The sequence below is a fragment of the Burkholderia sp. SJZ089 genome (assembly GCF_007828315.1).
In the GTDB taxonomy this organism is placed as follows: Bacteria; Pseudomonadota; Gammaproteobacteria; order Burkholderiales; family Burkholderiaceae; genus Burkholderia; species Burkholderia gladioli.
The window spans coordinates 75,345-100,924 of record NZ_VIUM01000004.1; the positions used below are offsets into that span (position 1 = coordinate 75,345).

A 25,580-nucleotide genomic window follows, 5' to 3' on the forward strand; every position below is an offset into this window, starting at 1 on the left:
GGCGGGCGAATTCGCCCGCCACGATCATCGCAGGGCGCAGTGGAACTGAGACAGTTACGACATTTTGTTGCCGTCGCCGAGGAGGCGAACTTCACGCGCGCGGCCGAGCGATGCCATATCGTCCAGTCGGCCCTGTCGACCTCGATCCGGCTGCTCGAGGAGGAACTGGGCACCCGGCTGCTGGTGCGCACCACGCGCCATGTCAGCCTGTCCGAGGCGGGCGTGGCCTTTCTCGAGAGCGCGAGGAGCGCGCTCGGGATTCTCGATCGCGCCGTCGCCGGGGTCGTCAGGATGCGTTCGGCGCGGCGCCGCACGCTGTCGATCGGCATCGTGCAGAGTTTGCCGCCGTTCCTGGCCTTGCCGGCCTTGCTGTCGCGTTTCGATCGCGCGCATCCGCAGGTCGAGGTGCGGCTGGTACAGGACACCGCGGACGTGCTCAACGCCAGGGTGGAGGATCGGCAGCTCGATCTCGCGATCCTGCCGATCGACGAGTGCAACGAGCGGCTGGTTTCGCGCATCGTCGCCTGCGATCGGATGGTGCTCGCCTGCGATCGCGGCCATCCGCTGGCCCGCGCCGCCTCGGTGACGCTGGATCAGCTCACGGGCGAGGCCTTCGTCGATTTCGTGCCCGGCCAGGGCACGCGCGGCAGTGTCGATCGCGGTTTCGCGGCGGCCGGCCTGCAGCGCGGCGTGGCGTTCGAGGTCGGCGATCTCGATACCTTGCTGGACCTGGTCTCGCAGGGCCTGGGTGTCGCGGTGCTGCCGGAGGATATCGTCGCGAGCCGCGCAGGTCGGTTCGCCTGCGTGGGGATCGAGGCCGAGAATCTGTGTTGGGAGCTGGTGGTCACGCACCTGGCCGCGGCCGGTTATCCCGACGACACGCTGGATCCGGCGCCGGCCGCGTTCCTGGCGATGCTGCTGGCGGGGGCGGCGGAGGAAATCCGCCTCGATGGACAGGCCGTGTCATGAGGCCGGCAGGGCCGGGCGTCGAGCGCCGGTGTGTCGACCCGAGCGGATCGGCCTTCAGGCAGCCGCGCACCAGTTTTGCCACGCCCCGCGATACGCCGCCTCGACATGCCGCGCGAAACGCGCTCCGTCCATCAGCGGCGAGGCGGCGAGCCGCGCGCGCAGGCCCGCACGCATCGCGGCCAGGCGCGGCAGGTCGCGCGCCAGCCCGGTGGCGATCTCGACGAAGCGCGCGTCGCTGTCGGCGACGACCTCGCTCAAGCCCAGGTTGGCGGCTTGGCTCAAACCGGCGCGGCCCACCACCGTGTCGGTGATGCGCGTCACCACCGGCACGCCCATCCAGTAGGAATCGAGGCTGGTGGTATGACCGTTGTAGGGCAGGGTATCGAGCCCGATGTCGATCTCGTGGTAGGTCCGCAGGTACTCCGCGCGCGGGCGGAAGGCGGTGAAGGCGACGCGCTCGTCGTGGATGCCGTGACCCCGCAAGCGGTCGAGCAGAAGCCTGCGCGCCGAGCCTTCCGGCGCCATCAGGATCAGCCGCGCCTCGTCGAACCCGCGCATCACCTCGGCCCACAGACGGAACGAGGCATCGCCGAGCTTGCAGGGATTGTTCAGGCATCCGAAGGTGGGATGGCCGTTCGCGAGCGCGGGCAGGGCATTGACCTCGGGCGTGTCGGTCAGCGGGTCGTAGCACCAGAAGGTCTCGGGCAGGCGCAGCGAGCGCTCGCTGTACCAGCCGTCGGCGCCGGCGGGATCGAGCCAGGGATCGGTCAGGCGGTAGTCGATCGCCTCGATGCCGGTGGTGCCCGGGTAGGCCAGCCAGGCGATCTGCACCGGCGCGGGCTTGCGCGCGAACAGCAGCGGCCGGCTGTCGGCCATGTGCATCGAGAGGTCGACCAGGATGTCGATGCCGTCCTCGCGGATCAGCCGCGCCAGCCGCTCGTCGTCGAGCTGCCTGACCTCGCGCCAGAGATCGGCGTGGCCGGCGATGCGCCGGGTCAGCGCGTCCGGGCGCGTCACGCTCGAATAGCAGACGATCTCGAAGCGCGCGTGATCGTGATGCGAGAGCAGCGGGATCGTGAACAGCGCCTGGCAATGGTTGCGGAAGTCCGGCGACACATAGCCGATGCGCAGGCGGCGCGACGGCTCGGCCGGCCGCGCATGCGGCTCGCGATGCGCGCGCAGGGGCGCCTCGTGTCGCGCCGACCAGCGGCGCGCCTCGTCGAGGATCGCCTCGGGATGCATGGCCTGGAAGCTCAGTGCATAGAGCAGGTTGCCATGCGCCACCACGTTGGCCGGGTCGCATGCGAGCGCATGGCGATAGCAGTCGATGCCCTCGTCGAGACGGCCCTGGTCCTTCAGCACGTTGCCGAGATTGTTGTGGCTGGCCGAGTGGCGCGGATCGGCGGCGAGCGCGTCGCGCAGGCGCGCCTCGGCCTCGTCCATCGCGCCGAGCATGCGCATCGTCACGGCCAGGTTGTTGAGCGCGGCCAGGAAGGCGGGGCGCAGGCGAATCGCGGTATCGAAGGCGTCGGCCGCGTCGTGCAGCGAGCCGGCTTCCTGGTAGACCACGCCCAGGTTGTTGTACGCATCGGCATGCCCGGGTGCCTGTTCGATCGCGCGCTGGTAGTGGTCCAGCGCCTCGCGACGCCGGCCGAGCGCGTGCAGCGCGTTGGCGAGGTTGTAGGCGGCTTCGGGGAAGACGGGATCCAGCGCCAGGGTGCGCGTCAGCAGGGCGGCGCTGCGGGCGAATTCGCCGTGCCGATGCAGGGCGACGCCGAGGTTGGCCAGCACCACCGGCGAGTCGGGTGCGACCTGCCGGGCCATCTCGAGCAGGGCCACCGAGTCGTCGAACTGGCCGGTCGCCAGCGCCAGCGTGCCGAGGTTGGTCAGCGCATCGGCGTCGCCGGGCTGCAGTTCGAGCGCGCGCAGGTAGGCGGCTTGCGCGGCCTGGTGCTCGCCGAGCTGGCGGTGGCAGTTGCCGAGGTTGTTGAGCGCGTCCACGCGGGCGGGGTCGCGCTCCAGCAGCGCGGTATAGGCCTCGATGGCGGACGCGGCCTGGCCGGCCGATTGCAGCGCCGAGGCCAGCGCGAAATGCGTGTCGATGGAATCGGCGTCGAGGGCGAGGGCCTGGCGGTAGGCACCGATCGCCTCCGCGAAGCATTGCGCGGCCGCGAACACGTGGCCGCGCGCGAGGTGGTAGCGGGCATTGCCTGGGGCGCGTGCCAGCGCGGCGTCGAGCCAGTCGAGCGCGGCGTCGTAGGCGCCGCTCTGCAGGTCCAGCATGCCGAGGCGGAACATCAGGTTCGCCTCGCCGGGCTCGAGCGTGAGCGCGCGCTGGTACAGCTCGCGCGCCTCGGCCAGCCGGCCCGCGAGATGATGCGTGGTCGCGAGTTCGAGTATCTGCCTGTTTTCCATGCTGGGCCCGCCCTGGATGAAGTCGCCGGATCGGCTCCGTCGCGACGCTGGCCAGGGCTCGCATCGCGTGCTCGCGGTGGAACTGGCGAGCGGCGAGCGACGATTTGCGTGGCCGGCGGGAAGCCTCAGCGGGAACGATAGCAAGGCCGGCGGCGCCGGTGTTTACAGGCGTTTACGCACGGGGCTTGCCGCGGCGCCGCATCGGCGACAGGTCTTTCAACAAGATGACCGCTCGTTTCGCAAAGCGATGCAAATGCGCTGCGAAAGGCTGACAAGGCTTTCGGAAGGTCGACGACGGCAGGCGGTCCGTGGTGCCGGTTTTGCTCAGGAATGCAAAGCGCATCGGGCGGGAGGAATGCCAAGTCGGTCGACAATCTTCCCGGCTGCGCGATGTCGGTCTCGCCCTGGGCGATTCGAGCAGGCTGGGCCGGGCAAGTGGTTCGCCGGGCAGGATTCGACGTATGACTGGCAGCCCGGCCAGCCGGAGCGGCTGGCCGGGCGACGCGGGCGGAATCAGCGAGCCGTCGCTTGCGCGGCCTCGTCGTCGACGTCCTGCCGGGTCGGCTCGAAGCGCACCGCCGCCAGGAAGCCGATCGGGATCAGCGCGGCGATCGACACGATCCAGAACATGTCGGTGCCATAGCGCGCCTTCAGGATCGGCAGCACGAACAGCGCGAGCGCGCTGCCCAGGCCGGCCAGCGCGCGGCCGAAGCCGACCCCGGTGCCGCGGATCGCGGTGGGGTACGACAGCGCCGGGTAGACCATCATCTGCGCGCCGGGGCCGAAGCCTTCCGCGAACAGCCAGGCGCCCAGCATCGCCAGCGCGAGGCCGATGCCGAGCGCGCCTTGCGGATGACCGAGCAGGGCCAGCGCGACCAGCGACACGAATTGCAGCGCGAAACCCGCGATCGCGACCTGCCGCGACGGCCGCCGATAGGCGAGGCGCATGCCCAGCAGGCCGCCCGTCAGCGCGAACAGCAGGTTCAGCGCGAGCGAGGCCGAGATCGTCTCGAACACGCCGGCGCCGAGGAACTGCGACAGGATCGAGGGCAGGAAGAAGGCGATCGCCGTGTATTCGAAGGGGATGCAGAGATTCATCGCGCTGGCCACCAGCGTGCGCGCCAGGTAGGGGCGCCGGAACAGCACCCGGAAGCCGACCGGCGCCTGGGCCGGCGGCGCGCCGGCATCCTCGGCGCGGTGCGCGCGGATCCCGTAGGACTCGCGCAGGATGCGCGCGGCGTCCTCCAGCTTGCCCTGGTTGGCGGCCCACAGCGGGGACTCGTTCATGAAGCGGCTGCGCACCGCGATGATCACCAGCGCCGGCACCGCGCCGAAGATCAGCGAGGCGCGCCAGAGCCAGCCCGCATGCTCGGCCGGCAGCGCGAAGTAGAGACAGAACACGATCAGGAAGCAGACCGAGGAGGCGGCGTACCACATCGGGCACCAGGCGGCGAGCCGCGAGGCCTTGTTGCCGCGGCCCTGGAATTTCGAGAACTCGGACAGGAAGGCCATCGCGACAGGCAGGTCGATGCCCACCCCGAGCCCCATCACGAAGCGCGCGGCGATCAGCACCCAGACGTTCGGCGCGAGCCCGGCCACGATCGCCGCGACCACGAAGAACAGCATGTCGGCCATGAACACCTGGTAGCGGCCGATGCGATCGGTGAACCAGCCGCCGAGCAGGCTGCCCAGGATCGTGCCGATCACGATCGAGGAGGTGACCAGGCCGGTCAGCGCGGGCGTGAGGCCGAATTCGCGAACCACGTCCTGGATGCCGTAGGACAGCGTGGTCAGGTCGTAGGCGTCGAGGAACACGCCGCCCAGCGCCAGCAGCACGATCACGCGCGCGTGGCTGTCGCGGCTGGTGCTGGTGTTGATCAGGCGCGAGACGTCGCTCGCGGAACGGATCGGCGAGGAACTCGCCGCATCGAGGTCGAGGGTGCTCAAGGGGTTCTCCACGGTTGGCGATCGGCGCGGTGGGCGGGAAGCAGGGAAATGCGGGCGCGATCGCGGCGGCGGCGCGGTGCTGGCGGCACGGCGGCGGTCGCGAAGGGCGATGCTAGGCAAGGGCGGCGTGCTCACGAACGGCCGATTTGCGATTAGCAAATCACGCGCGAGCGATCGGGAGGGGCGTGGCAGGCAGGGGCAGTCAAAACGATGCGGCGGCGGAGGCGGCGCTCGCGCGGGCCGGCTCGGTCTTGCCGTGGCGGCGGAGCAACGCGTGCCACGGCATATGCTTGGGCGAAATCGATCGAAGCGAGGAACTGGACGCCGGCCGATGACAGCCTGGCCGGCGTGCCGAAACGGGAGGCGTGGCAACTTGCGGGGAGGCCGCTTCGACAGCCGACGGGGGCGTCAGTTCCACACACGCTATATATATAGTGTGTTGCGCATCGCGCAAGGGGCGGTGCCCTGGCGACTCAGTGCCAGCCGCCCGGCACGAACACCCAGTTCGGGCCCTGCCGGCGCCATTGTCCCGAGCTCCAGCGGCGTCCTCGCCGCGCCGCGATCCAGCGCCCCGGCACCCACACATAGCGGCCACCGCGCCAATCCCAGTAACCATCTGCCCAGACATAGCCGCGAGCGCGCGGCGGCGGCGGGCGGCGATCGCGCCGCAGCGGCGGCGGCGCGCGGTCGGGGCGCTCGCCGACCGGCGGCGGGGGCGGCGGCGGCCGGCCGCCAGGCGCCGGATAACCGCCGGGCGGGGCAGGTTGCGCGTTCGCGCCGAGGGCCGAGCCGCCGGCCAGGATGGCTGCGCCGCCGAGGGCGAGGGTTCGAAGGAAGTCGCGACGTTGCATCGAAAGGCTCCCGGATGGAGAACGGGCCGCCCGGGATGGGCGGCGGCACGGCATCAAGGTAGCGCCTGGCTAGCCGACCAACATTACAGGCGTTGTAACGGCTGTTACGAGCCATGCCTTTCGTCGCGCTGTCACCTCGGGGAAACCGCAGGGAAACGTTTTACGCGGGTTTTACATGGATGGCGCATCGGAAAATGCACCGGATTGAGGATGTTTTGAGTAATTTTTGCCGAATTGGCGGGGTCGGCCGGGAGGTGGTTGTTGTTTCTTTGCAACCGTCAAGCCGGTGACACAATCAAATGCCTGTTGCGGATACGCCAAAAACAGGCCGTCAAGTGGTCAAAAAAACAAGTTAAAACAAAGAGTTATCAAAGACTACCATTTCTATTATTTCTGGTTTCGGAAAAAGTTATTTCTTTATTCGCGTGTGGCGGCCCTAGGGTCCACCCCTAAACTCACGGTTCCCAGAGCGGCCAACCATCCGGGCGCGGCCATGTGAAGTCGACGTGGCGCTTCCGGGCGGTTGCAGACCGTTATGAAACAAGGTCGACAGACCTGCCTTTTTTAGATGAAGGGAGCTCCACGAATGAAGAAGACTCTGATCGTTGCAGCCGCTGCAGCATCGTTCGCAACCGTCGCCCATGCGCAAAGCAGCGTCACGCTGTACGGCGTGCTCGACGCGGGCATCACGTACCAAAGCAATGTCGCCGGCAAGTCGCGCTGGTCGGAAGGCACGGGCATCGACCAAAGCCTGTTCGGTCTGCGTGGTTCGGAAGACCTGGGTGGCGGCCTGAAGGCAATCTTCACGTTGGAAAGCGGTTTCAACCTCGGTAACGGCCGCTTCTCGAACGACGGTGGCATGTTCAACCGTCAAGCCTTCGTCGGCCTGTCGAGCCAGTACGGCACGGTCACGCTGGGCCGCCAGTACGATGCAGTCCAGGACTACCTGGCTCCGCTGACGGCGACCGGCTCGTGGGGCGGCACGTACTTCGCTCACGTCGGCAACTTCGACAACCTGAGCACGAACGGCGGCTACGCAACCAACAACTCGATCAAGTTCACGAGCGCGAACTACGCCGGCCTGCAATTCGGCGGCACGTACGCTTTCTCGAACAACACGAACTTCGGCAACAACCGTGCATACAGCGGCGGCGTGTCGTACCAGTTCCAGGGCCTGAAGCTGGCTGGCGCGTACTCGCAACTGAACAACCCGAACGCAGCTGGCACGAGCGGCGCGGTTGACCAGAACGCATTCGGCGCACAAGGCCGCGTCCGTACGTACGGCGCAGCAGCTGGCTACGCATTCGGCCCGGCACAAGTCGGCGCCGCATGGACGCAAGCTCGTCTGGACAACACGGTTGCAGGCGCGAACGTTCGCATCGACAACTACGAAGTCAACGGCAAGTACAACCTGACGCCGGCACTGGGTCTGGGCATCGCCTACACGTACTCGAACGGCCGCCTGGGCACGAACAACGCCCACTGGAACCAAGTTGGCCTGCAAGCCGACTACTCGCTGTCGAAGCGCACCGACGTGTACGCTCAAGCCGTGTACCAGCGCGCAAGCAACGGCGTGGCTGCTTCGATCTACAACGGCGACATCGCTGCGACGAACACCTCGTCGGGCATCAACCAGACCGCCGCTACGGTTGGCCTGCGTCACCGCTTCTAAGCTCGACGACCGCTTCGGCGGTCTACGGCAAAAAGGCGCCTTCGGGCGCCTTTTTTTCGTTTACGGCACGGAATATCGTGCTTCGCGAATCGGGGAGCCGACCCGCTGCCGGGTCGGGTCCCTATTCGGCAAGGCTCAGCGCGTGTAGTCGCCGCTGGCCTCGGGCTGGTAGACGATCGCCGAGACCGTCATGCGGCCCGCCACGCCGTTGGGCAGGGTGATGTTCACATGCTCGCCCTGGCGGGCACCGAGCAGGGCCATGCCGACGGGCGAGAACACGTTCAGCCGGCCGGCGTCGGAGCGCGCCTGGTCGGGATAGACGAGGGTCCAGGTGATGGCTTCGTGCGTCGCCTCGTCGGTCAGCGTGAACTGCGAATTCATGGTCACCACGTTTGCCTTCATGGCATCGGCATTCACGATATCGGCGCGTTCGAGCAGGGTGTCGAGCATGGCCTGCAGGCGCGTGTCGCGTTCGGCATGTTTCTCGAGGCGCGCGACATCGAGTTCGGTGAGTTGCAGCAGTCGATTCTTCATCGGTGTTGTCCTTGTGTATGGGCGTGAGGCGCCGCGGCCGGCGGCGCGATGAGCCTGAATCGGGGAATCGCCCGGAGCCCGGCTGGCGCTCCGGTGGAGCGGGTCAGCGCGGGCGCCGGGCGGCAGCCTGCGGAACGGTGGCGTGAGCGCCTCGCGAGCCGGCCAGGCGCGCGCCGACGCCGATCTGGCGGCGTCGAAGGGCATGGGGGCGAGCAGGAGGGCGGCGCATCACGGATGGGCGGGAAAGTATGACGAAACGCTTTCCATTATAAGCACGACCACAGGGCGGCACGGTGGCGGCGGTTAGCCAATTATCAGTAATTGTTGTGAAAATATGCAAACTGATCGATTTCCGGGGTCGATTCGAGCCGTGATATTTGCTATCCGTGCAACGGTCTATGTCTAAACTAGGGGTTTTCCCTTGGTGATCCGAAGCCTAGACTTGAGTCGTTCGCTTCAGGCAGGAATCAACGCCGGGAGCGACGCAAAACCACAAACATCTCGGAGGTAACATCATGAAATCGCTCGTCTATGCAGCAGTCGTCGCTTCGGTCCTTGCCGCTCCGGTCGCATCGTTCGCCCAGTCGAACCAGCCCGTGACGCGCGCCGAAGTCCGTGCGCAACTGGTCCAGCTCGAACAGGCCGGCTACAACCCGGTCGCCAGCGACGCCCAATATCCGCGTGACATCCAGGCCGCCGAAGCGCGTGTCCAGCAATCGCAGCAGACGCTGACGCATGCCGACACCAGCGGCTACGGCGTGCAGCCGGTGGCCGGCGCGCAATCGGGCCGTCGTAACGACACCGCGCCGAATCCGGTCGACAGCGTCTACTTCGGTCATTGAGCGGCAGGGTGACGGCGGGCCGCGCCAGGCGCGGCCGCGCGATTGAGACGTGACGAGGCGGCGCCTCGTCACGCATTGAACAGATCAGGTCTGATGCCCGCGCGAGATCCGCGGGGCAGGGTTCGACCGAACAGGACCTCCGTCGCCGCAACCCGGCGGCTTTGCCCAGACGCTCGAGCGTTTGGGCATTTTTTGCGCCTGTCGGGCCGGGGCTTATTCCGAGTCGATCGGGGTGCCGTGGATGTAGTGCTCGAGCTGCTTGATGGTGTCCTGCTGCTCGGCAATCACGCTCTTGACCAAATCGCCGATCGAGATCACGCCGATCAGCTTGCGGTTCTTGTCGAGTACCGGCAGGTGGCGCATGCGATGCTCGGTCATCAGCGCCATGCACTGGTCGCTGGTTTCCGACGGTTCGACGTAACGCACCTTGACGGTCATGATTTCCTCGATGCGCGTGTCCTTGGACGAGCGCTCGAGCAGCACGACCTTGCGCGCGTAGTCGCGCTCGGTGACGATGCCGACGATGTCCTCGCCTTCCTTCACCACCAGGGCGCCGATGCCCTTGATGGCCATCAGCTTCAAGGCGTCGTAGACGGAATCATTCTTGCCGATCGTGTGCACCGTTTGGCCGGCATCGGGCTTTGATTTGAGAATATTCGCGACGGTTGTGCTCATACGATCTCCGGAAACCGGGCGCAAGCCATGCCCGGGGGAAGCGGCGTGGAAGTGCCCGCGCGGGCGGACACGGTGAAGAACGCATTGCGTAGATTAGCGGTAAACTCCGGCTGCGCGCCACTCAGAACATTCCTTAACTCCGATTTTTCGATGCTTTCCATGTCTTCGCAACCTTCCTCGCCGTCCGCGGACGAGCCACAAGCCGACGAATGCGTGACCCTCGTCGCGTCGGCCTCGCTCCCGACCCGCTACGGCACCTTCATGTCCCATGCGTTTCGCGTGGCCGGCAGCGAGGCCGAACACCTGGCGCTCGTGGTCGGCGATGTCGCAGGGCAGCAATCGGTGCTCACGCGCCTGCATTCGGAGTGTCTGACGGGCGATGTGTTCGGATCCTACCGCTGCGACTGCGGCGAGCAACTGGACCTCGCTCTGCGGTATATCGCCGCAGAGGGCTGCGGCGTCCTGCTGTATCTGCGTGGTCACGAGGGGCGCGGCATCGGCCTGAGCAACAAGATCCGCGCCTACGCGCTGCAGGAACAAGGGCGCGACACGGTCGAGGCGAATCGTGACCTCGGCCTGCCCGATGACGCACGCGAGTACGATTCGGCGGCCGCGATCCTGCGCATCCTGCAGGTCAACTCGGTGCGACTGATGAGCAACAACCCGAAGAAGTTCGACACGCTCGTCGCGCACGGCATTCCCGTGTGCGAACGCGTCGCGCTGGCGGTGCCCGTGCGCGACGAGAACGAACGCTACATCCGGACCAAGCAGGTCAAGTTCGGTCATTATGTTTTCGACGAGAACGAGTGAATCGCCGAACCCGCGAGAACGGCCGGTGCTGAAGCAGCCCGGCCGTTTTTTCGTTTACCGCCCGGGTTCGATGTGCGCCGCAGCATATATTTCGCGGGGTGGCGATGCCTGATCCGAGTCGTCGTGAACGCGATGGGCGCGCTGTCGCGTCGGTGGACGATCGCTTGGATGTGCAGGAACCTGTATCGATCAAGGCAGGGAATGCCGGCGAACCGCTACGCGTCATGCCTTGCTGCGGCATCCGTGATGCGTCGCGATCAGGTACGCGAGATAGACACGGGCGTTAGCGTTCTTTCTCCGCCAGCCTCGGAGATGGTGGCGCGTCGCCCGTGTCGTTTGCGTCTTGCGCTCAAGGCAGCCGGGGTGTGCCGACCCACAGCACCACGGCTTCCCGCCGATGCGGATTGGTCCAGCCGCGCGACCAGGCGGATTTGTAGTGGGCGCTGTCGCCGGCCCGCAGCAGCACGGTGCCGGAAGCCAGCGCGAGACTCAATTCGCCGGACAGGACGTGCAGGAACTCCTCTCCGGCGCGACCGGGCGTGTCGCCCGGCCCCGGCTGGCCGGGCGGCAGCCTGAGCAGTCGTGCCTCGAGCTCCTGGTGGGGCGAGCCGCGCGTGAGGGCCGCGAAGCGGGTCGCGGAATCGGGCAAGGGCTGGAAACTCAACTGCTCGCGACGATGGATCTGGTGCTGTTCCTCGGGCGCGTCCAGCAGATAGCTGACCTCCACGCCGAGCGCGCCGGCGATGCTGTTCAGCGAGGCCGCCGAGACGCCCGCCAGGCCGCGCTCGACCTGCGAGAGAAACGGCTTGGAAAGATGGGCGCAGGCTGCCAGGCGGTCCAGCGTGTAGTTGAGCCGCTGCCGCAAGGCGCGGATTTTCGCGCCGAGCCGGATGGCCGGCGTGAGTGGGTCGGATGAGGCGTTCATGATCGGGGCGCCAAGGCCGTGCCGGCCCGGCATCGCAAGTCCTCAGGTATGCCAAAGATGTCGGACCTGGCGCCAGATGCGATCGTCGGGTTCGAATTGCTCGCCGGCGGCCGGGACAGACTCTTCGGTATCGGTGCTCGCGGCGCGGATCGAACGGCACGGCAGCGCTCTGCCGGGGCGGGTTGCCTGGCGAAGGTGGGCGGCGCCCGGGCAGGGCGGATGGGTGGTGGAGGGCAGCGGCGTCATGAAGGCATGTCCGAGTAAAACACGGTTGACCGTGGAAGAGGGCAGGCAGGACGATTCTGCGCGGCGGCCCGGCGCGCCGGTAGCCTCAGACGGCGACGGCGCGACGGACTCACGGCCGTTGCATGCGCATCTGTATTCCTGTTTCGATCACGACAGCGGCAGCCGGCCGGGCGCGAGCCGCCCGGCATCCGCGGGGCACCGGGGCTGTCTCTATCGCAACAGGGAGACAGATGCGGCAAGCTCGGCGTTGCGACGGTGCAAATGGCCCAGCCTGAGGCTGGTGCCCGGCAGGGACGGGGCGCAAAATGACCGGCCCGGCGCAGCGCGACCGGGGCAGGGAGCCGGCGCAGGCGCGCTCGGCGGCAGCGATCAAGGCAATCAGGTGGACCGGTACATGTGGGATCGATCGACTCGCTACGGCGAGCTGGCTTTTCAATTGCAGGAGGAAATCTGCTCGGGACCGCTGAGCCCCGGCGACAAGCTGCCCTCGATTCGCGCCCTGTGCGCGCGTTTCCAGGCCAGCAGCGCGACGGTCACGCACGCGCTGTATCTGCTGGAGGATGCCGGCATGATCTCGGTGCGCCCGCGCAGCGGTTTCTACGTGCGCGAGCGCTTCCATGCCGTCGAGCGCCGGCTGCCGGCTCGTGTGCCCGAGCCCTGCCTGCAGCCGGCGCTGCCGGCCCAGCGCGCCCTGCTGCGCTCGCTCGAGGTGCTGGCCGCGGCGGACCAGCCGATGCTGTTCGCGCGGATCAATCCCGAGCTTTATCCGGCGGTCGCGCTGCAGCGGATCATGACCGAGCAGGCACGCCGCAATCCGGCCTTCCTGACCGGCTGCCTGATCGGTCCGGACTCGCCGCTGCATCGGCAGCTCGCGCGCCGCGGACGGATCATGGGCTGCGACTGGCATGCCGAGGACATCACCATCACGCTCGCCAACTACGAGGTCTACCGGACCCTGTTCCGCTCGCTGACCCAGCCCGGCCAGACGGTGGCGATCGCCTCGCCCGCGCCCATGAGGCTGCTGGAGGAACTGGACGAGCACGGTCTCAAGGTGCTGGAGATCCCCTCGCATCCCGAGCATGGCCTGTCGATCGACACGCTCGAATTCGCCCTGCGGCGCGAGAAGGTGGCCGCGTGCGCGTTTTCCGCCAACTTCCCGCATCCGACCGGCGGCCAGATGAGCGACGCGGGCAAGCGTCGCGTGGTCGAGCTGCTGGCCGAGCACGGCGTGCCGCTGATCGAGGACGACCGCAACGGCGATCTCCATTTCGGCGAGAAGCGCCCCTTGCCCTTCAAGGCCTTCGACCGGACCGGACTGGTCCATTACTTCTCCGATGTCAGCGGCCTGGTCGGGCACGGCCTGTCGATCGGCTTCGCCGTCACCAACCTGCGCCACGAGTTCGAGCGGATCGCCCAGCCGCCCGAGTTGTTCCAGTACACGCTGTCGAGCTTCATGGCCAGCGGCCTGTTCGAGCCGCATCTGCGTCGCCTGCGCCAGGCCCTGGCCAGTTATTCCAGCCAGTACCAGGCGGCTGTGCGCGCGCATTTCCCCCGCGAGGCGCGCAGCTTCGCCGTGTCGGGCGGCCACTGGATGTGGATCGAGCTGCCGCGCGGATTCGATACCACGGCCCTGCTGCGGCGCGCCCTGCAGGACGACATCGCGTTTTCGCCGGGCCAGTTGTTCTGCACCGACGGCAGCCTGAACCATTGCCTGCGGCTCAACACCGGCATGCCGGTGACCGAGGCAGTGGAACGCGATATCGCCGCGCTCGGCGCGATGATCGCCGAACAGCTCACGCTGATGCGCGGTGCCCCGCGCGAGGCCGACCGGGCCTGACGGCGGCACGAGCGGTGCCGCTCAATTCGCGCGCAAGGCCCACAGCGTGTCCAGCACGTGCCGGGTGGCGCGCTCGACCGAGTCCGCGCGATGGGCGATCCCCAACTCGCGCCACAGCGCGGGCCGCAGCGGCCGCATCGCCACGCGCGGATCGGGTGCCGGCGCGCCGGCCTCGTGCGGCAGCACGGTGGCGCCGTAACCGGCAGCCACCAGGCTCTTGATCGCCTCGTTGTAGTTCAGCTCGATGCGCGGCTGCGGGCGATGCCCGTCCGCCGCGAACCATTCGTAGGTCTGCCGCGCCAGCCGCGTGCTCACGTCATTGAGGATCAGCGGCCGGGTGGCGAGCCAGGCCGGCGAGACCTGGGCCGGCGCGCTCCAGTGCTCCGGCAGGAAGGCCAGCATCGGGTCGCGTCGCCACGGCTCGATCGCCAGGCCCGCCACGGCCGCTTGCGGCAGGGCCACCAGGCCGACGTCGAGCGAGCCCGCCGAGAGCTGCGCGAGGGTATCGCGCGAGGTCAGCACGGCGATCTGCACGTCGATGTCGGGATGGAGCTCGCGCAGGCGCGCCAGCACCTTCGGCAGCAGATGCGCGAAGGCGCCGGTCGACGCGCCCAACCGCACCCGCCCGGCCAGCCCCTGAACCTGCCGCTCGACGTCGTCGAGGGTGGCCTCCATTTCGGCCAGCAGCCGCCGCGCACGCTCGATCAGCAGCTCGCCGATCGCCGAAGGGCGGATCCTGCCGCGCGTGCGCGACAGCAACGGTGCGCCGATCCGGGCCTCGAGCTCGGCGACGTGCAGGCTCACGGTGGGCGGGGCCAGGTGCAGCGATTGTGCGGCTGCGGCGAACGAACCCTGGTCCGCGATGGCGATTAGGGTGCGCAGGCGGTCGAGACTGATTTCTCGCATCGGGGAAATTTCAACGTTCAGAAAATATGAATTTCGTGTTGATGAAATTCAACTTTTCCAAGTTTATCGCGCGGCGCAAGATCCGGGCATGGCGTCCAGACGCGACGCCGCGAGAACCAGGGAAACCCAGCACATGAGCGCACCCATCGTATTCATCGACGGCGACCAGGGCACCACCGGCCTGCAGATCCACCAACGGCTGCAAGGGCGGACCGACCTGCGGCTCGCCACCTTGCCGGCGCACGAGCGCAAGGATCCGGCGCGCCGCGCCGAGGCCATCAATGCCTGCGATATCGCGATCCTGTGCCTGCCGGACGCCGCCGCGCGCGAGGCGGCCGGCTTCGTGCGCAATCCGGCGGTACGCGTGATCGACGCCAGCTCGGCGCATCGCAGCGACCCGGACTGGGTTTACGGCTTTCCCGAGATGACGGCCGGGCAGGCGGGGCGGATCGCCGGCGCGCGGCGCGTGACCAATCCCGGCTGCTATCCGACCGGCGCGATCGGCCTGCTGCGGCCCTTGATCGAACAGGGCCTGCTGCCGGCCGACTACCCGGTCGCGATCCATGCCGTGTCGGGTTATTCGGGCGGCGGCCGGGCGGCCGTCGACGCCTACGAGGCCGAGGACGGCGAGGCGCCGGCGCTGCGCGTCTACGGGCTGGGGCTCGCGCACAAGCACCCGCCCGAGATCCGCCTGCATGCGGGCCTGGCGCACCGGCCGCTGTTCGTGCCGGCCTATGGCGCCTACCGGCAGGGCATCGTGCTGACCATCCCGCTGGCGCTGCGGCTGCTGCCGGCCGGCGTCGACGGCGCGCGCCTGCATGCGGGCCTGGCGCGTCACTACGAGGGGGCGCGCCATGCCCGCGTGCTGCCCTTGGCGGCGGTGCGCGAGCTGAACCAGCTCGATCCGGAAGCGCTCAACGGCAGCAACGACATCGAGTTCGGCGTGTTCGTCAACGACGAACACGGCCACGTGCTGCTGAGCGCGGTATTCGACAACCTCGGCAAGGGCGCCTCGGGCGCCGCGGTGCAGAACCTCGACCTGATGCTCGCGGCGCTGCGCTGAAGGGACCGGCGCCGGCAGGGGCGGCACCGGACAGGCGGGAAGGGTTGGTGCGGCGCGGGTGGTGCCGACGACTCGCCGGGTCAGGCGGCTTCGGCAGGCTCCGCGTGGCAGAGGGCGGGATCGAGGCCGAGCGCGGCCAGCGTCTGCGCGTCGATGTCGATCCAGCAGGCCACCACCATGCGGCCGTCGATCGAGACCGGCGGCCCGGCCCGGTGGGCGTGCACGCCGATCCGGCGGAACAGCCGCTCGATACTGCAGAAGGTCACGCCGATCAGTTGCCGGGCGCCGCGGCGGGCCGCGCATTCGACCGCCGCGGCCAGCATCGGCCGCACCGACCAGGCCAGGCTGCCGGCATCGGCGCCATCCTCGGGGGTGGCCGCGAAACGCGACAATTCCCACACTTCGGGAGAGCGGGGCGCCGCGATGTCGGCCGACAGCAGGTGCGGGAACACCTCGTGCAGCAGGTACGGTCGCGTGGTCGGCAATAGTCGCGCGCAGCCGCAGATTTCTCCGCTCGCATCGCGCCCGACGACATAGACGGTATCGTCGCGATCGAACTGATCCCGCTCGTATTTATCGTCTTCAGACGGCAACTGCCAGCCGAGCTGCTCGACGAAAACCCGATAGCGGTACGACCCCAGATCGGCGGCGAGCTGGGGGGAAAGGCGGCCGGCCTCGTGAACGTAAGTCTGCATGGTGTCCTCGTAGTTATTCCGTTTGGAATGGGCGCATTACAGCGCGCGCCCCGAGGACAAGTAACTGTTATTCCTGACAGGAGGTCGGGCCACTTTCCAGGCAATCTTGACAGGTCGAAATTGGCGCGCAAAGGTTTGCGCGCCACCTGTGGTTCAATTTCGAGATTGCGTTGTCGGCCGGGTCGGACCGACAATGCGAGGGCATTCGTTTGAAATGCGAAGCTGGCCGCGGGTTTCAGTGCGACCAGTGAGTGGCGCCGCGGATTGGCCGGGTGGGCGGCCCGCCGGTGAGGGCCTGGTTGACCGCCATTGCCCAGTCGAGCGAAGCGAGCCGGCAGCTCAGGGCGCTGGCGGTGGCGTGCATGCCGATGTCGGTGCCGAAGCGGTCGACGCCCATCAGGTTGCTGCGCACGTCGTCCCAGGCGATCACCAGGCGGCCGGAGCCGGGATCGACATACCAGTCCCAGCCGACAGTCAGGTGTGCGAAACCTGGCGAGGACGGACGCTGCCACTCGGTGTAGCCGGCCGCGTCGAAGGCGAGGCCGTCGGCGCGCAGTTCGTCGGCGAGCCCGGGGTCGAGCCCCGAGGCGATGTGCACGAGTTCGAGCCCCGCGAAGGCATGCAGCGGGAGGCGGACGTAACCGTCCTTGGACGGCGCGCAGTAAGGATGAAGCAGGGGCAGTGTCATGCGCGGCAATGTAGCAAGCCCGTGACCGTGATGTAACCTAGCAAGAATGACAGCGTGGAAGCTGTTGGAGAGATGATGGAACTACGCTGGCAGGATGCCTACCACCAGTTCAACGCGGCTGCGAACGAGCAACAGCTCTTTCAGCAGATCTCGGCCTATTCGAAGCGGCTCGGTTTCGAGTACTGCTGCTACGGCATCCGCGTGCCGCAGCCGGGCACGCAGCCGGTGGTCGAGATCTTCGACACCTACCCGGCCGGCTGGATGGCCCATTACCAGGCGCGCAACTACATCGAGGTCGATCCGACCGTGCGCGACGGCGCGATGAGCCCGAACATGATCATCTGGCCGGATGTCGATACGGCGGAGGATCCGTCGCTATGGCGCGACGCGCGCGACTTCGGCATGTCGGTCGGCGTGGCGCAATCGGCCTGGGCCGCGCGCGGCGTGTTCGGACTGCTGACCATCGCGCGCCGCTCGGACCGCCTCACGCCCGCCGAGATCAACAGCCTCACGCTGCAGGCCAACTGGCTGGCGAATCTCTCGCACTCGCTGATGGGCAAGTTCCTGGTGCCCAAGCTCTCGCCGGCGGCCAGCGTGACGCTCACCAGGCGCGAACGCGAGGTGCTGAGCTGGACCAGCGAGGGCCGCACCGCCAGCGAGATCGGCGAGCAGCTCAACATCTCCGAGCGCACCGTCACCTTCCACATCAACAACATCCTCGCCAAGCTCGGCGCGACCAACAAGGTGCAGGCCGTCGTCAAGGCGATCGGCATGGGCCTGATCGAGACGCCCTGAGGACCTGATGCCCTGATCCGGCAGGCGCGGCGCCCGGAGCGCGCGCAAGCCCTCACGCCATTGCCGACGCGCCGGCCCGGATTCGTTCCGGCCGGCGCGTCGTCCATTCGGGGCCCGCATCGCGCGCCCTGTCACTCCATCATCGGCTCGGCTTCCCTGGCGGTCCAGCTCACGCTCGAGATGCTCTTCTCCATGCTCATGCGGCTCGCGATCTGCTCGAGCTTGGCCTGGTCCTTGGGATGCAGCTTCAGCGTGGCGGTCACCTTGATGCGCTCGGCCGCGCCTTCCTGTTCCACGTCCTCGCTGGTCAGGCTCTGGAACGACAGCGGTTTCGCGTACATCGAGTTCGACAGCAGGGTCCGCACGTGGATCTCGTCGACGGCCAGGCAGATCACGGTGATCTGGTATTCGCGGATCAGGTCGGCGTTCGACACCGGGGTGGCGTTGATCGCGTGGCTGAGCGAGCGCAGCACGGTATTGACCAGCAGCACCACCACCGTGCCGGCCAGCGCGGGCAGGTAGTGGCCGCTGCCCGAGAGCACGCCGACGGCGGCCGAGCACCACAGCGTGGCGGCGGTATTGATGCCCTGGATCGCGCCTTTCTCGCGCATGATCACGCCGCCGCCGAGGAAGCCGACGCCCGACACCACGTAGGCGGCGATCTGGGTGACGCCGGCCACGCCGTTGCCGGTCAGCACGCCGAGCGTGACGAACAGGCAGGCGCCGCAGGTCACCAGGGTGATGGTGCGCAGGCCGGCGGTGCGCTGGCGCAACTGGCGCTCGATGCCGATCGCGACGCCGCAACTGAAGGCGGTGAGAAGACGGAGGATGAATTCGACGGTCATATTGGCTTGCCTGGCATGGGGCGCCGTGCGGCACGGCGTCGAGTCCGGCCGCGCGCAAGGCGCAGCCCGACACGATAGCCTGCAACGGCAACCGGAATGTGAAACGGGGATGACACGCGCCGCGCGACCGACGCGGCGGCAGCCAGGCAGGCTGCGGACGTTCAGGCGCGGGGCTGTGCGATGCGTTCGCGACAACTGTCCACGGAGGTTCCTTCTGGAAGCGGATGGCGGCGATTCTAGCAGGCCGCGCGGCGTGCCGGGCGGGCGGCGCGAGCGGATGCAAGGCGCCGTGGTTTTCGCGCATCGTTGCATGCGCAACGGGCGAACCGCGCGCCGCCACGGCGAAGCGGGCCCGGCACGGCCGCCGCGGGCGCTTCTACAATACGCGGCTTCCGATCCTTTACTTCCCGGGACTCGCCATGATCCGACGCTATCCGGCAGCGCTGCTGCTCGCCTCCACCCTGTTGTGCGCCGGCGCGCATGCCCAGACGCTGCACCCGGTCAAGCTGTCGAAGGCCGAACTCGCCGGGCCGGTGTTCCAGCGGCCCGGCGTGGTGAAGGAGAGCAAGGACGGCAACCACACCAGCGACTTCACCAGCTATACCTCGCCGGACAAGGTGTTCCAGACCGGCGTCTACCAGTCCGGGCCGGTGCGCGAGGAGATTCGCGAGGCGCCGGGCACGCCGTACACGGAGTTTCTCTACTTCCTGTCGGGCAGCGTGAAGCTGACCTCGTCCGACGGCACGGTGATGCAGGTGCATGCGGGCGAGGCGGTGACGCTGCCCAAGGGATGGACCGGCGTGTATGAGTCGAGCGGCTATACCAAGCTCTATGCCTTGTACGACCCCAGCGCGGCCGCGCCGGCGAAGCCGGAGCAATGAACCACGATCGGGAGTGAAGACGGCCGGCTGACGGGCAGCCTTTCGCGGCCCGGGCGGTTGGGAGGAGAGCGGCGCGGGCCGTGCCCCTCGAATTCAGTGCGTGGCCGGCGTGCCGGCTCGCGCATCCTTGCACAGGCGCGCGCCGATCATCATGCGGGCCTGCACCACGTTGCTCGCCACGCTGCCGGCCGAGATGCCGAGGATCTGCGCGGCTTCCTCGTAGGAGAAGCCCTCGATCGCCACCAGCACCATCGAGATGCGCGGCGTGTCGGCCAGGTGCGATACCGCGTCGATCACCTCGTCGTGGCTCGGCGCGCCGGCGCGGGCCTGCATGGCGGCGGCGCCCGGCAGTGCGGCGGCGTCCGGCATGTCGTCGAGACCCGTGGCGTCGGGCTGTTCGCCGGCCGCGCCGTCGTAGCGCATGTCGTCGAGCCAGACGTGATAGATCACCGAATACATCCAGCCCGGCACCGACAAGGTCGGGCCCGGCCCCTGGGCCAGCCCGAATACCCGCAGGCAGGCGCGCCGCAGCAGCACCTCGGCATCGCGCGGGTTGCCCGCCACGCGCAGCGCAAAGATCCAGAGCCGCGGCAAGAGATCCCGCAGTGCATGTGAAAGTTGTTCACGGCTCATCAGTCGTTCCGTTTTCCGCGCATGATTCATCAATACCGGACCGCACCGGCGTGCCTCGCGCCAATCGGTGAGAAGGTGCGCGAATTCATCGCCGGCATCGGCAATTGCTTTGGATGACTACGTTTCAGTGATTGACGTACCGATCGACGATGATCGGGCATGGTGTCTGGCCTGGCCGGTGTGGTGCGCCAGGAATGCTCGCCGGGCGGGAATGCTTGCCGGATCGATGGCGGCGCAGGGACAAGCGCGCCGGACATGTGGCCGAATCCGACGCAGCGGATTGCGCGGTGCCGACGGAACGGATGGCTCGGCACGGCGGTCGGGCAGCGTGGATCTCACGCCAGGCCCCGCGAAACATGTGGTGGACATTGTGTCCAAGCGCAGATTTGCTGTCAACAACGAAACAGGCGGGGCATCCGCTAAACAGCCGGGATTGTGTTGCCAGTTGTATCCAAGTCTCACGAATGCGCGTTCGTGACGGCAGGCGCCTCGCAATGGAATATTCGACGCGCCCGGACGTTCTGCGAAGCAGGGCACGCGTCGATCATGAGCCGCGTGCCGCCCACATCGCATCGTGCCAGGAGATTCCGCATGGAAACCCGTTCCCCTTCCACCGACGCCCCGACCTGCCGCGTGGTCCGGCCCGGCGATCGTCACGCCGGCAAGCAGGCACTGCTCTACGAGGTCGGCGTGTCGGCCGCCACCTGCGGCGCGCAAGGCATCCACCTGCAACTGGCGACGATTCCGCCGCGCGCCAGCGCCGTGGCCCACAAGCACGCGACCCACGAGACCGCCATCTACATCCTCAGCGGCAGCTCGGGCATGTGGTACGGCGAAGGCCTGGCGCAGCACCTGGTGGTGAATGCCGGCGAGTTTCTCTACATTCCCGCGGACACGCCGCATCTGCCCTACAACGCGAGCGAGAGCGAGAACTGCGTGGCCGTGATCGCGCGCACCGATCCGAACGAGCAGGAGAGCGTGACGCTGCTGCCGCAACTCGACACGGTGCGCCCCGGCTCGCCGGTGGACTGGCCGCACGACTGATCCGGCGCGCGCGACGGCGGTGCGTTGGAGGCGATGCGTCGTGCGCATCGCTTCGCGCGAGACGCCTCGCGTCAGGCCGGCTGGCAGGCCTTCAGCTCCCGGTCGAGCCGCTCGAGCACGGCCGCCTCGTTCGAATGGATGAAGAAGTGATCGCCCTCGAACAGGTGCTGGCGGCAGGGCAGGCGCGTCTCGCGCTGCCATTCACCCAGGTGCTCGATCTCGGCATCGCCGCGCCCGTTGAGCACGACGATCGGGATATCGAGCGGCGGGCCCGGCTCGTAGCGGTAATGCGTGGCCATCGCGAAGTCGGCGCGGATGGTGGGCGCCATCAGCTCCATCAGTTCGCGGTGCGCCAGCAGTTCGGGCGGCGCGCCGTTGTAGCGGGCCAGCGCGGCCACCAGCGCATCTCCGTGCAGCTGGTGGATGTCGCCGCCGCGGTTGCCGAACTGCGGCGCATCGCAGCCCGAGGCGATCAGCGCGAGCGGCACGGGCTTGCCGTGACGGCTCGCGTGGCGCGCCAGCTCGAAGGCCAGCAGCGCGCCGAGACTGTGGCCGAACAACACGAAGGGCAGCGGATCGTCGAACGGAAACACCTCGGCGATGCGTGCCACCGCCGTCGGCACGTCGGTGAGCAGCGGCTCGCGCAGTCGCGCGCCGCGCCCCGGCAACTGCACGCCGACCACCTCGACCGAGGCATCGAGCCGGCCCTGCCAGGGCATGTAGCTGGCGGCGTTGCCGCCGGCGTGGCTGAAGCAGAACATCCGCAGACGGACCGGGCCGCGCGGGCGCGACAGGAACCAGGGGGATTTCGACATGGAATCTGGGGACCTTGGAAGACAAGCGCAGCCGCCATTCTACGGCGAGGGGGCCGGAACGAAATGACGGCACAATACGCGCATCCTCACCGCGCGAACCGGCCATGCTGCTCAAGACCCTCCTGCGACGCCTCGACCTGACCACCCTGCAACTGTTCCTCGCGGTCCACGAGGAAGGCACGCTCACGCGCGCGGCCGAGCGCGAGGCGATCGCGGTATCGGCGGCCAGCAAGCGCCTGCTGGAACTCGAGCAGGTGGTGGGCGCCGCGCTGTTCCAGCGCAATGCGCGCGGCATGACGCTGACGCCGGCCGGCGAGACCTTGCTGCACCACGCGCGGCGCGTGATGCGCGACATCGAGAACATCGGCGCCGAGCTGGCCGGCTACGCCAGCGGCGTGCGAGGTTACGTGCGCATGTCCTCGAACCTGTCGGGCATCGTCGAATTCCTGCCCGAGGACCTGCGCGCCTTCCAGGCCGAGCACGAGCGCGTCAAGCTCGACCTCGAGGAGCGTCCCAGCGGCGGCGTGGTGGAGGCCGTCGACGACAGCCTGGTCGATATCGGCATCTGCTCGGAAGACGCGGACACGCGCGAGCTGCATGTCGAGCATTATCGCCACGACACGCTGGTGATCGTCGCGCGCCACGATCATCCACTGGCCGCCTATCCGAACCTGCCGTTCGCCGCCACGCTCGACAGCGACCATGTCGGGCTGCACGTCTCCAGCTCGATCAACGTGCGCACGCACCTGGCCGCGCGTCATGCCGGCCGGCCGCTGCGCCTGCGCATCCACGTGCCCGGCTTCGACGCCGTGTGCCGGATGGTGCAGGCCGGCATGGGCGTGGGCGTACTGCCGAGGAAGGTCTACGAACTGATGGGGCGCCCGCTGGGGCTGGCCTCGATTGCGCTCGACGACGACTGGGCCGCGCGCCGGCTGGTGCTGGTGGTGCGCGAGGTGGCGGCGCTCTCGCCGGTCAGCCGGCTGCTGTTCGAGCACCTGCGTACCGTCGAGGCGCGCGACGGCGGGGCGCCGGCCGACAACTGATCCGCGGCCCACGACGGGCTGCTGCAACCCAAAAAAAGAAAGGAAATCGAAAGTATTTTCGCGATTCGCGAACGCTGCTTGGCGAATCACGGTTGGACCTTCGCCGCCCGGCAACCCTAGGCTGTGCTCCATAGGCATTCAACCCGGAGACAGCAAGATGAGTGGCCCGCTCCAAGGGATCCGCGTGATCGAAATCGGCACGCTGATCGCCGCGCCCTTCGCCGCCCGCCTGATGGCGGAATTCGGCGCCGAGGTGATCAAGATCGAAGCGCCCGAGACGGGCGACCCGCTTCGCAAATGGCGCAAGCTGCACGAGGGCACCTCGCTCTGGTGGTACCTGCAGTCGCGCAACAAGAAATCCGTCTGCGTCAACCTGAAGTCGCCCGAGGGCGTCGAGATCGTGCGCAAGCTCGCCTCGGAAGCCGACCTGGTGATCGAGAACCTGCGCCCCGGCGCGCTCGAGAAGCTCGGCCTCGGCTGGGACGCGCTGCACGCGCTGAACCCGAAGCTGACCATGGTCCGCATCTCGGGCTACGGCCAGACCGGCCCCTATCGCGATCGCCCCGGCTTCGGCGCGATCGGCGAGGCCATGGGCGGGATCCGCTACACCACCGGCGAGGTCGACGGCGCCCCGGCGCGCGTCGGCGTGAGCCTGGGCGATTCGCTGGCCTCGCTGCACGGCGTGATCGGCGCACTGATGTCGCTGCTGCGCGTGAAGACCGGGCAGGGCGAGGGCCAGGTGGTCGACGTCTCGCTGGTCGAGAGCGTGTTCAACCTGATGGAAAGCCTGGTGCCCGAGTACGACCTGCTCGGCCATGTGCGCGAGCGCAGCGGCGGCGCGCTGCCCGGCATCGCGCCCTCGAACACCTATCGCACCGAGGACGGCGCCTTCGTGGTGATCGCCGGCAACAGCGACCCGATCTTCCGCCGCCTGATGCAGGTGATCGGCCGCCCCGAGCTGGCCGAGGATCCCGCGCTTGCCCACAACGACGGGCGCGTCAGGCAGAACGCGATGCTCGATGCCGCGATCGGCGCCTGGACCTCGCATCATTCGATCGACGAGGTGCTGGCCGCGCTCGAGCGCGCCGAGGTGCCGGCCGGCCGGATCTACTCGGTGGCCGACATCGTCGGCGATCCTCATTACCAGGCGCGCGAGATGCTGATCCCGGCCACCCTGCCGGGCGGCGCCGCCGTCACCATGCCCGGCATCGTGCCGAAGTTGTCGGATACGCCCGGCGCGGTGAACTGGCAGGGCCCGGCGCTCGGCGAGCACACCGCCGACGTGCTGGCGGGCCTGGGCTTCGGCGAGGCCGAGATCGCGCGGCTGCGTGAACAGGGGGCGGTGCAGTGAGCGCGAATCTCAACCCGAACCTCAACCCGAACCTCGACGCCAACGACCTGCATCCGGTGAGCCTGCGCATGGCGGCCGATACCCTGGTGGTGCAGGAAGTGTCGCCGCGCGACGGCCTGCAGATCGAACCGAAATGGGTCGAGACGGCCGACAAGATCGCGCTGATCGATTCCCTCTCGCAGCTCGGCTTCACGCGCATCGAGGCCGGCTCCTTCGTGTCGCCCAAGGCGATCCCGGCGCTGCGCGACGGCGACGAGGTGTTTCGCGGCATCCGCCGCGTGCCCGGCGTGACCTACGTGGCGCTGATCCCGAACGCGAAGGGCGCCGAGCGCGCGCTGGCCGCGCGCGCCGACGAGCTGAACCTGGTGATGTCGGCCAGCCAGACCCACAACCGCGCCAACATGCGCATGAGCTGCGAGAACTCGCTGGCCGGCTTCGGCGACATCGTCGGCCTGGTGCAGGGCGCGCGCGTCTCGCTCAACGGCACGGTGGCGACCGCCTTCGGCTGCCCCTTCGAGGGGCGCATCGACGAGAACCGCGTGCTGCATCTGGTCGACGCCTATCGCGAGCTGGGCATCGGCGGCATCACGCTGGCCGATACCACCGGCATGGCCAACCCGCGGCAGGTCACGCGGCTGGTGGCGCGGGTGCTGGACCTGGTGCCGGCCTCGGCGCTGACCCTGCATTTCCACGACACGCGCGGGCTCGGCCTGGCCAACGTGCTGGCCGCCTACGAGGCCGGCGCGCGCCGCTTCGACGCCTCGCTGGGCGGCCTCGGCGGCTGCCCGTTCGCGCCCGGCGCGTCCGGCAACATCTGCACCGAGGATCTCGTGAACCTGTGCGACGAGATGGAGATCCCCAACACCATCGACCTGGCGCGGCTGCTGCCGCTGTCGCGCACGCTGCCGGCCCTGGTCGGCCACGAGGTGCCGGGGCAGGTGGCGAAGGCGGGCCGCAACACCGAGCTGCATCCCGCGCCGGCCTACGTGGCGGAAATCGCCTGAGGGCTGCCGGCGCCGGCGCCGGCAGCGGGCCGATCGTTTCAGATGGTCTGAAGTCCTGACGTTTCACCGTATCAATGAGCTACGGCATCCCAAC

26 protein-coding genes are annotated in these 25,580 nt (G+C 68.2%); 12 read left to right on the forward strand and 14 right to left on the reverse strand.

Annotated elements, in window-relative coordinates; translation table 11 throughout:
- The first annotated feature begins 39 nt into the window (after positions 1-39).
- Complete coding sequence (locus tag FB600_RS08625; RefSeq protein ID WP_145756549.1) at positions 40-969, forward strand: LysR family transcriptional regulator; 930 nt, start codon at positions 40-42, stop codon at positions 967-969.
- Between the two features lie 54 nt (positions 970-1,023).
- Here FB600_RS08625 and FB600_RS08630 read toward each other — a convergent pair whose 3' ends face one another.
- From FB600_RS08630 to FB600_RS08640, 3 genes are all read right to left on the reverse strand, one after another.
- Positions 1,024-3,384, reverse strand: coding sequence for a tetratricopeptide repeat protein (locus FB600_RS08630; RefSeq protein ID WP_105821166.1), 2,361 nt, complete (start codon positions 3,382-3,384; stop codon positions 1,024-1,026).
- Positions 3,385-3,897: 513 nt separating this feature from the next.
- A complete protein-coding gene (locus FB600_RS08635) occupies positions 3,898-5,331 on the reverse strand; it encodes an MFS transporter (protein WP_145756550.1) in 1,434 nt (477 codons plus the stop codon).
- A 473-nt stretch (positions 5,332-5,804) separates the two neighbouring features.
- Positions 5,805-6,182, reverse strand: coding sequence for a YXWGXW repeat-containing protein (locus FB600_RS08640; RefSeq protein ID WP_036056710.1), 378 nt, complete (start codon positions 6,180-6,182; stop codon positions 5,805-5,807).
- 586 nt (positions 6,183-6,768) lie between these two features.
- On the opposite strand from FB600_RS08640, the gene FB600_RS08645 reads away from it, so the two are divergent.
- A complete protein-coding gene (locus tag FB600_RS08645; protein ID WP_013689872.1) occupies positions 6,769-7,854 on the forward strand; it encodes a porin in 1,086 nt (361 codons plus the stop codon).
- Positions 7,855-7,989: 135 nt separating this feature from the next.
- Here the strand turns inward: FB600_RS08645 and FB600_RS08650 are convergent, their stop codons facing one another.
- Complete coding sequence (locus tag FB600_RS08650; protein WP_013689873.1) at positions 7,990-8,388, reverse strand: GreA/GreB family elongation factor; 399 nt, start codon at positions 8,386-8,388, stop codon at positions 7,990-7,992.
- A 515-nt stretch (positions 8,389-8,903) separates the two neighbouring features.
- On the opposite strand from FB600_RS08650, the gene FB600_RS08655 reads away from it, so the two are divergent.
- On the forward strand, positions 8,904-9,230 hold the full coding sequence (locus tag FB600_RS08655) for a DUF4148 domain-containing protein (RefSeq protein ID WP_013689874.1): 327 nt from the start codon (positions 8,904-8,906) through the stop codon (positions 9,228-9,230).
- Between the two features lie 213 nt (positions 9,231-9,443).
- Here FB600_RS08655 and FB600_RS08660 read toward each other — a convergent pair whose 3' ends face one another.
- Positions 9,444-9,905: a CBS domain-containing protein gene (locus FB600_RS08660; RefSeq protein ID WP_013689875.1), complete on the reverse strand. Its 462-nt coding sequence runs from the start codon at positions 9,903-9,905 to the stop codon at positions 9,444-9,446.
- Positions 9,902-10,066, reverse strand: a complete 165-nt coding sequence (locus tag FB600_RS37495; protein ID WP_162184483.1) for a hypothetical protein — start codon at positions 10,064-10,066, stop codon at positions 9,902-9,904. Before FB600_RS37495 ends, FB600_RS08660 begins: the two co-directional genes overlap by 4 nt.
- Here FB600_RS37495 and ribA point away from each other — a divergent pair.
- Positions 10,065-10,715 (forward strand): GTP cyclohydrolase II, encoded by a 651-nt coding sequence (gene ribA / locus FB600_RS08665; protein ID WP_013689876.1) that lies wholly within the window; start codon positions 10,065-10,067, stop codon positions 10,713-10,715. The two genes, FB600_RS37495 and ribA, sit on opposite strands and share 2 nt — an antisense overlap.
- A 349-nt stretch (positions 10,716-11,064) precedes the next feature.
- Here ribA and FB600_RS08670 read toward each other — a convergent pair whose 3' ends face one another.
- Both FB600_RS08670 and FB600_RS37130 read right to left on the reverse strand, forming a co-directional pair.
- Positions 11,065-11,640, reverse strand: a complete 576-nt coding sequence (locus tag FB600_RS08670) for a helix-turn-helix domain-containing protein (protein WP_096752824.1) — start codon at positions 11,638-11,640, stop codon at positions 11,065-11,067.
- A gap of 42 nt (positions 11,641-11,682) precedes the next feature.
- Positions 11,683-11,886: a hypothetical protein gene (locus FB600_RS37130; RefSeq protein ID WP_164467676.1), complete on the reverse strand. Its 204-nt coding sequence runs from the start codon at positions 11,884-11,886 to the stop codon at positions 11,683-11,685.
- Positions 11,887-12,280: 394 nt separating this feature from the next.
- Between FB600_RS37130 and FB600_RS08675 the strand changes: the two genes are divergently transcribed.
- Positions 12,281-13,723 carry a PLP-dependent aminotransferase family protein gene (locus FB600_RS08675; protein WP_186182675.1) on the forward strand — a complete coding sequence of 481 codons (1,443 nt, stop codon included), beginning with the start codon at positions 12,281-12,283 and terminating at the stop codon, positions 13,721-13,723.
- A gap of 21 nt (positions 13,724-13,744) precedes the next feature.
- Here the strand turns inward: FB600_RS08675 and FB600_RS08680 are convergent, their stop codons facing one another.
- Entirely contained in the window at positions 13,745-14,629 is an 885-nt protein-coding gene (locus tag FB600_RS08680; protein ID WP_145756552.1) for a LysR family transcriptional regulator, read from the reverse strand.
- Between the two features lie 133 nt (positions 14,630-14,762).
- Here FB600_RS08680 and argC point away from each other — a divergent pair, with 133 nt between their 5' ends.
- A complete protein-coding gene (gene argC / locus FB600_RS08685; protein ID WP_145756553.1) occupies positions 14,763-15,692 on the forward strand; it encodes an N-acetyl-gamma-glutamyl-phosphate reductase in 930 nt (309 codons plus the stop codon).
- 80 nt (positions 15,693-15,772) lie between these two features.
- Here the strand turns inward: argC and FB600_RS08690 are convergent, their stop codons facing one another.
- Together FB600_RS08690 and FB600_RS08695 are read right to left on the reverse strand one after the other, a co-directional pair.
- Positions 15,773-16,387 carry an acyl-homoserine-lactone synthase gene (locus FB600_RS08690; protein ID WP_098151931.1) on the reverse strand — a complete coding sequence of 205 codons (615 nt, stop codon included), beginning with the start codon at positions 16,385-16,387 and terminating at the stop codon, positions 15,773-15,775.
- 235 nt (positions 16,388-16,622) lie between these two features.
- Positions 16,623-17,075 (reverse strand): DUF4902 domain-containing protein, encoded by a 453-nt coding sequence (locus FB600_RS08695; RefSeq protein WP_096750794.1) that lies wholly within the window; start codon positions 17,073-17,075, stop codon positions 16,623-16,625.
- 75 nt (positions 17,076-17,150) lie between these two features.
- Here FB600_RS08695 and FB600_RS08700 point away from each other — a divergent pair, with 75 nt between their 5' ends.
- Positions 17,151-17,870: an autoinducer binding domain-containing protein gene (locus FB600_RS08700; protein WP_098153181.1), complete on the forward strand. Its 720-nt coding sequence runs from the start codon at positions 17,151-17,153 to the stop codon at positions 17,868-17,870.
- 131 nt (positions 17,871-18,001) lie between these two features.
- Here the strand turns inward: FB600_RS08700 and FB600_RS08705 are convergent, their stop codons facing one another.
- Positions 18,002-18,715: an MgtC/SapB family protein gene (locus tag FB600_RS08705; protein WP_098151933.1), complete on the reverse strand. Its 714-nt coding sequence runs from the start codon at positions 18,713-18,715 to the stop codon at positions 18,002-18,004.
- Positions 18,716-19,134: 419 nt separating this feature from the next.
- Between FB600_RS08705 and FB600_RS08710 the strand changes: the two genes are divergently transcribed.
- The gene (locus tag FB600_RS08710; protein ID WP_036056707.1) at positions 19,135-19,596 is read left to right on the forward strand and encodes a cupin domain-containing protein; all 462 of its coding nucleotides are present in this window, start codon (positions 19,135-19,137) and stop codon (positions 19,594-19,596) included.
- Between the two features lie 93 nt (positions 19,597-19,689).
- Here FB600_RS08710 and FB600_RS08715 read toward each other — a convergent pair whose 3' ends face one another.
- The gene (locus FB600_RS08715; RefSeq protein WP_098182753.1) at positions 19,690-20,229 is read right to left on the reverse strand and encodes an RNA polymerase sigma factor; all 540 of its coding nucleotides are present in this window, start codon (positions 20,227-20,229) and stop codon (positions 19,690-19,692) included.
- Positions 20,230-20,820: 591 nt separating this feature from the next.
- Between FB600_RS08715 and FB600_RS08720 the strand changes: the two genes are divergently transcribed.
- The gene (locus tag FB600_RS08720) at positions 20,821-21,273 is read left to right on the forward strand and encodes a cupin domain-containing protein (protein ID WP_017919090.1); all 453 of its coding nucleotides are present in this window, start codon (positions 20,821-20,823) and stop codon (positions 21,271-21,273) included.
- Between the two features lie 71 nt (positions 21,274-21,344).
- On the opposite strand, the gene FB600_RS08725 is transcribed toward FB600_RS08720, so the two are convergent.
- Positions 21,345-22,088, reverse strand: a complete 744-nt coding sequence (locus FB600_RS08725) for a thioesterase II family protein (RefSeq protein ID WP_145756554.1) — start codon at positions 22,086-22,088, stop codon at positions 21,345-21,347.
- A gap of 104 nt (positions 22,089-22,192) precedes the next feature.
- On the opposite strand from FB600_RS08725, the gene FB600_RS08730 reads away from it, so the two are divergent.
- From FB600_RS08730 to FB600_RS08740, 3 genes are all read left to right on the forward strand, one after another.
- Positions 22,193-23,131, forward strand: coding sequence for a LysR family transcriptional regulator (locus FB600_RS08730; protein WP_017919092.1), 939 nt, complete (start codon positions 22,193-22,195; stop codon positions 23,129-23,131).
- Positions 23,132-23,288: 157 nt separating this feature from the next.
- Entirely contained in the window at positions 23,289-24,482 is a 1,194-nt protein-coding gene (locus FB600_RS08735; RefSeq protein WP_105821164.1) for a CaiB/BaiF CoA transferase family protein, read from the forward strand.
- A 68-nt stretch (positions 24,483-24,550) separates the two neighbouring features.
- Positions 24,551-25,486 carry a hydroxymethylglutaryl-CoA lyase gene (locus tag FB600_RS08740; protein WP_145756741.1) on the forward strand — a complete coding sequence of 312 codons (936 nt, stop codon included), beginning with the start codon at positions 24,551-24,553 and terminating at the stop codon, positions 25,484-25,486.
- Positions 25,487-25,580 lie beyond the last annotated feature (94 nt).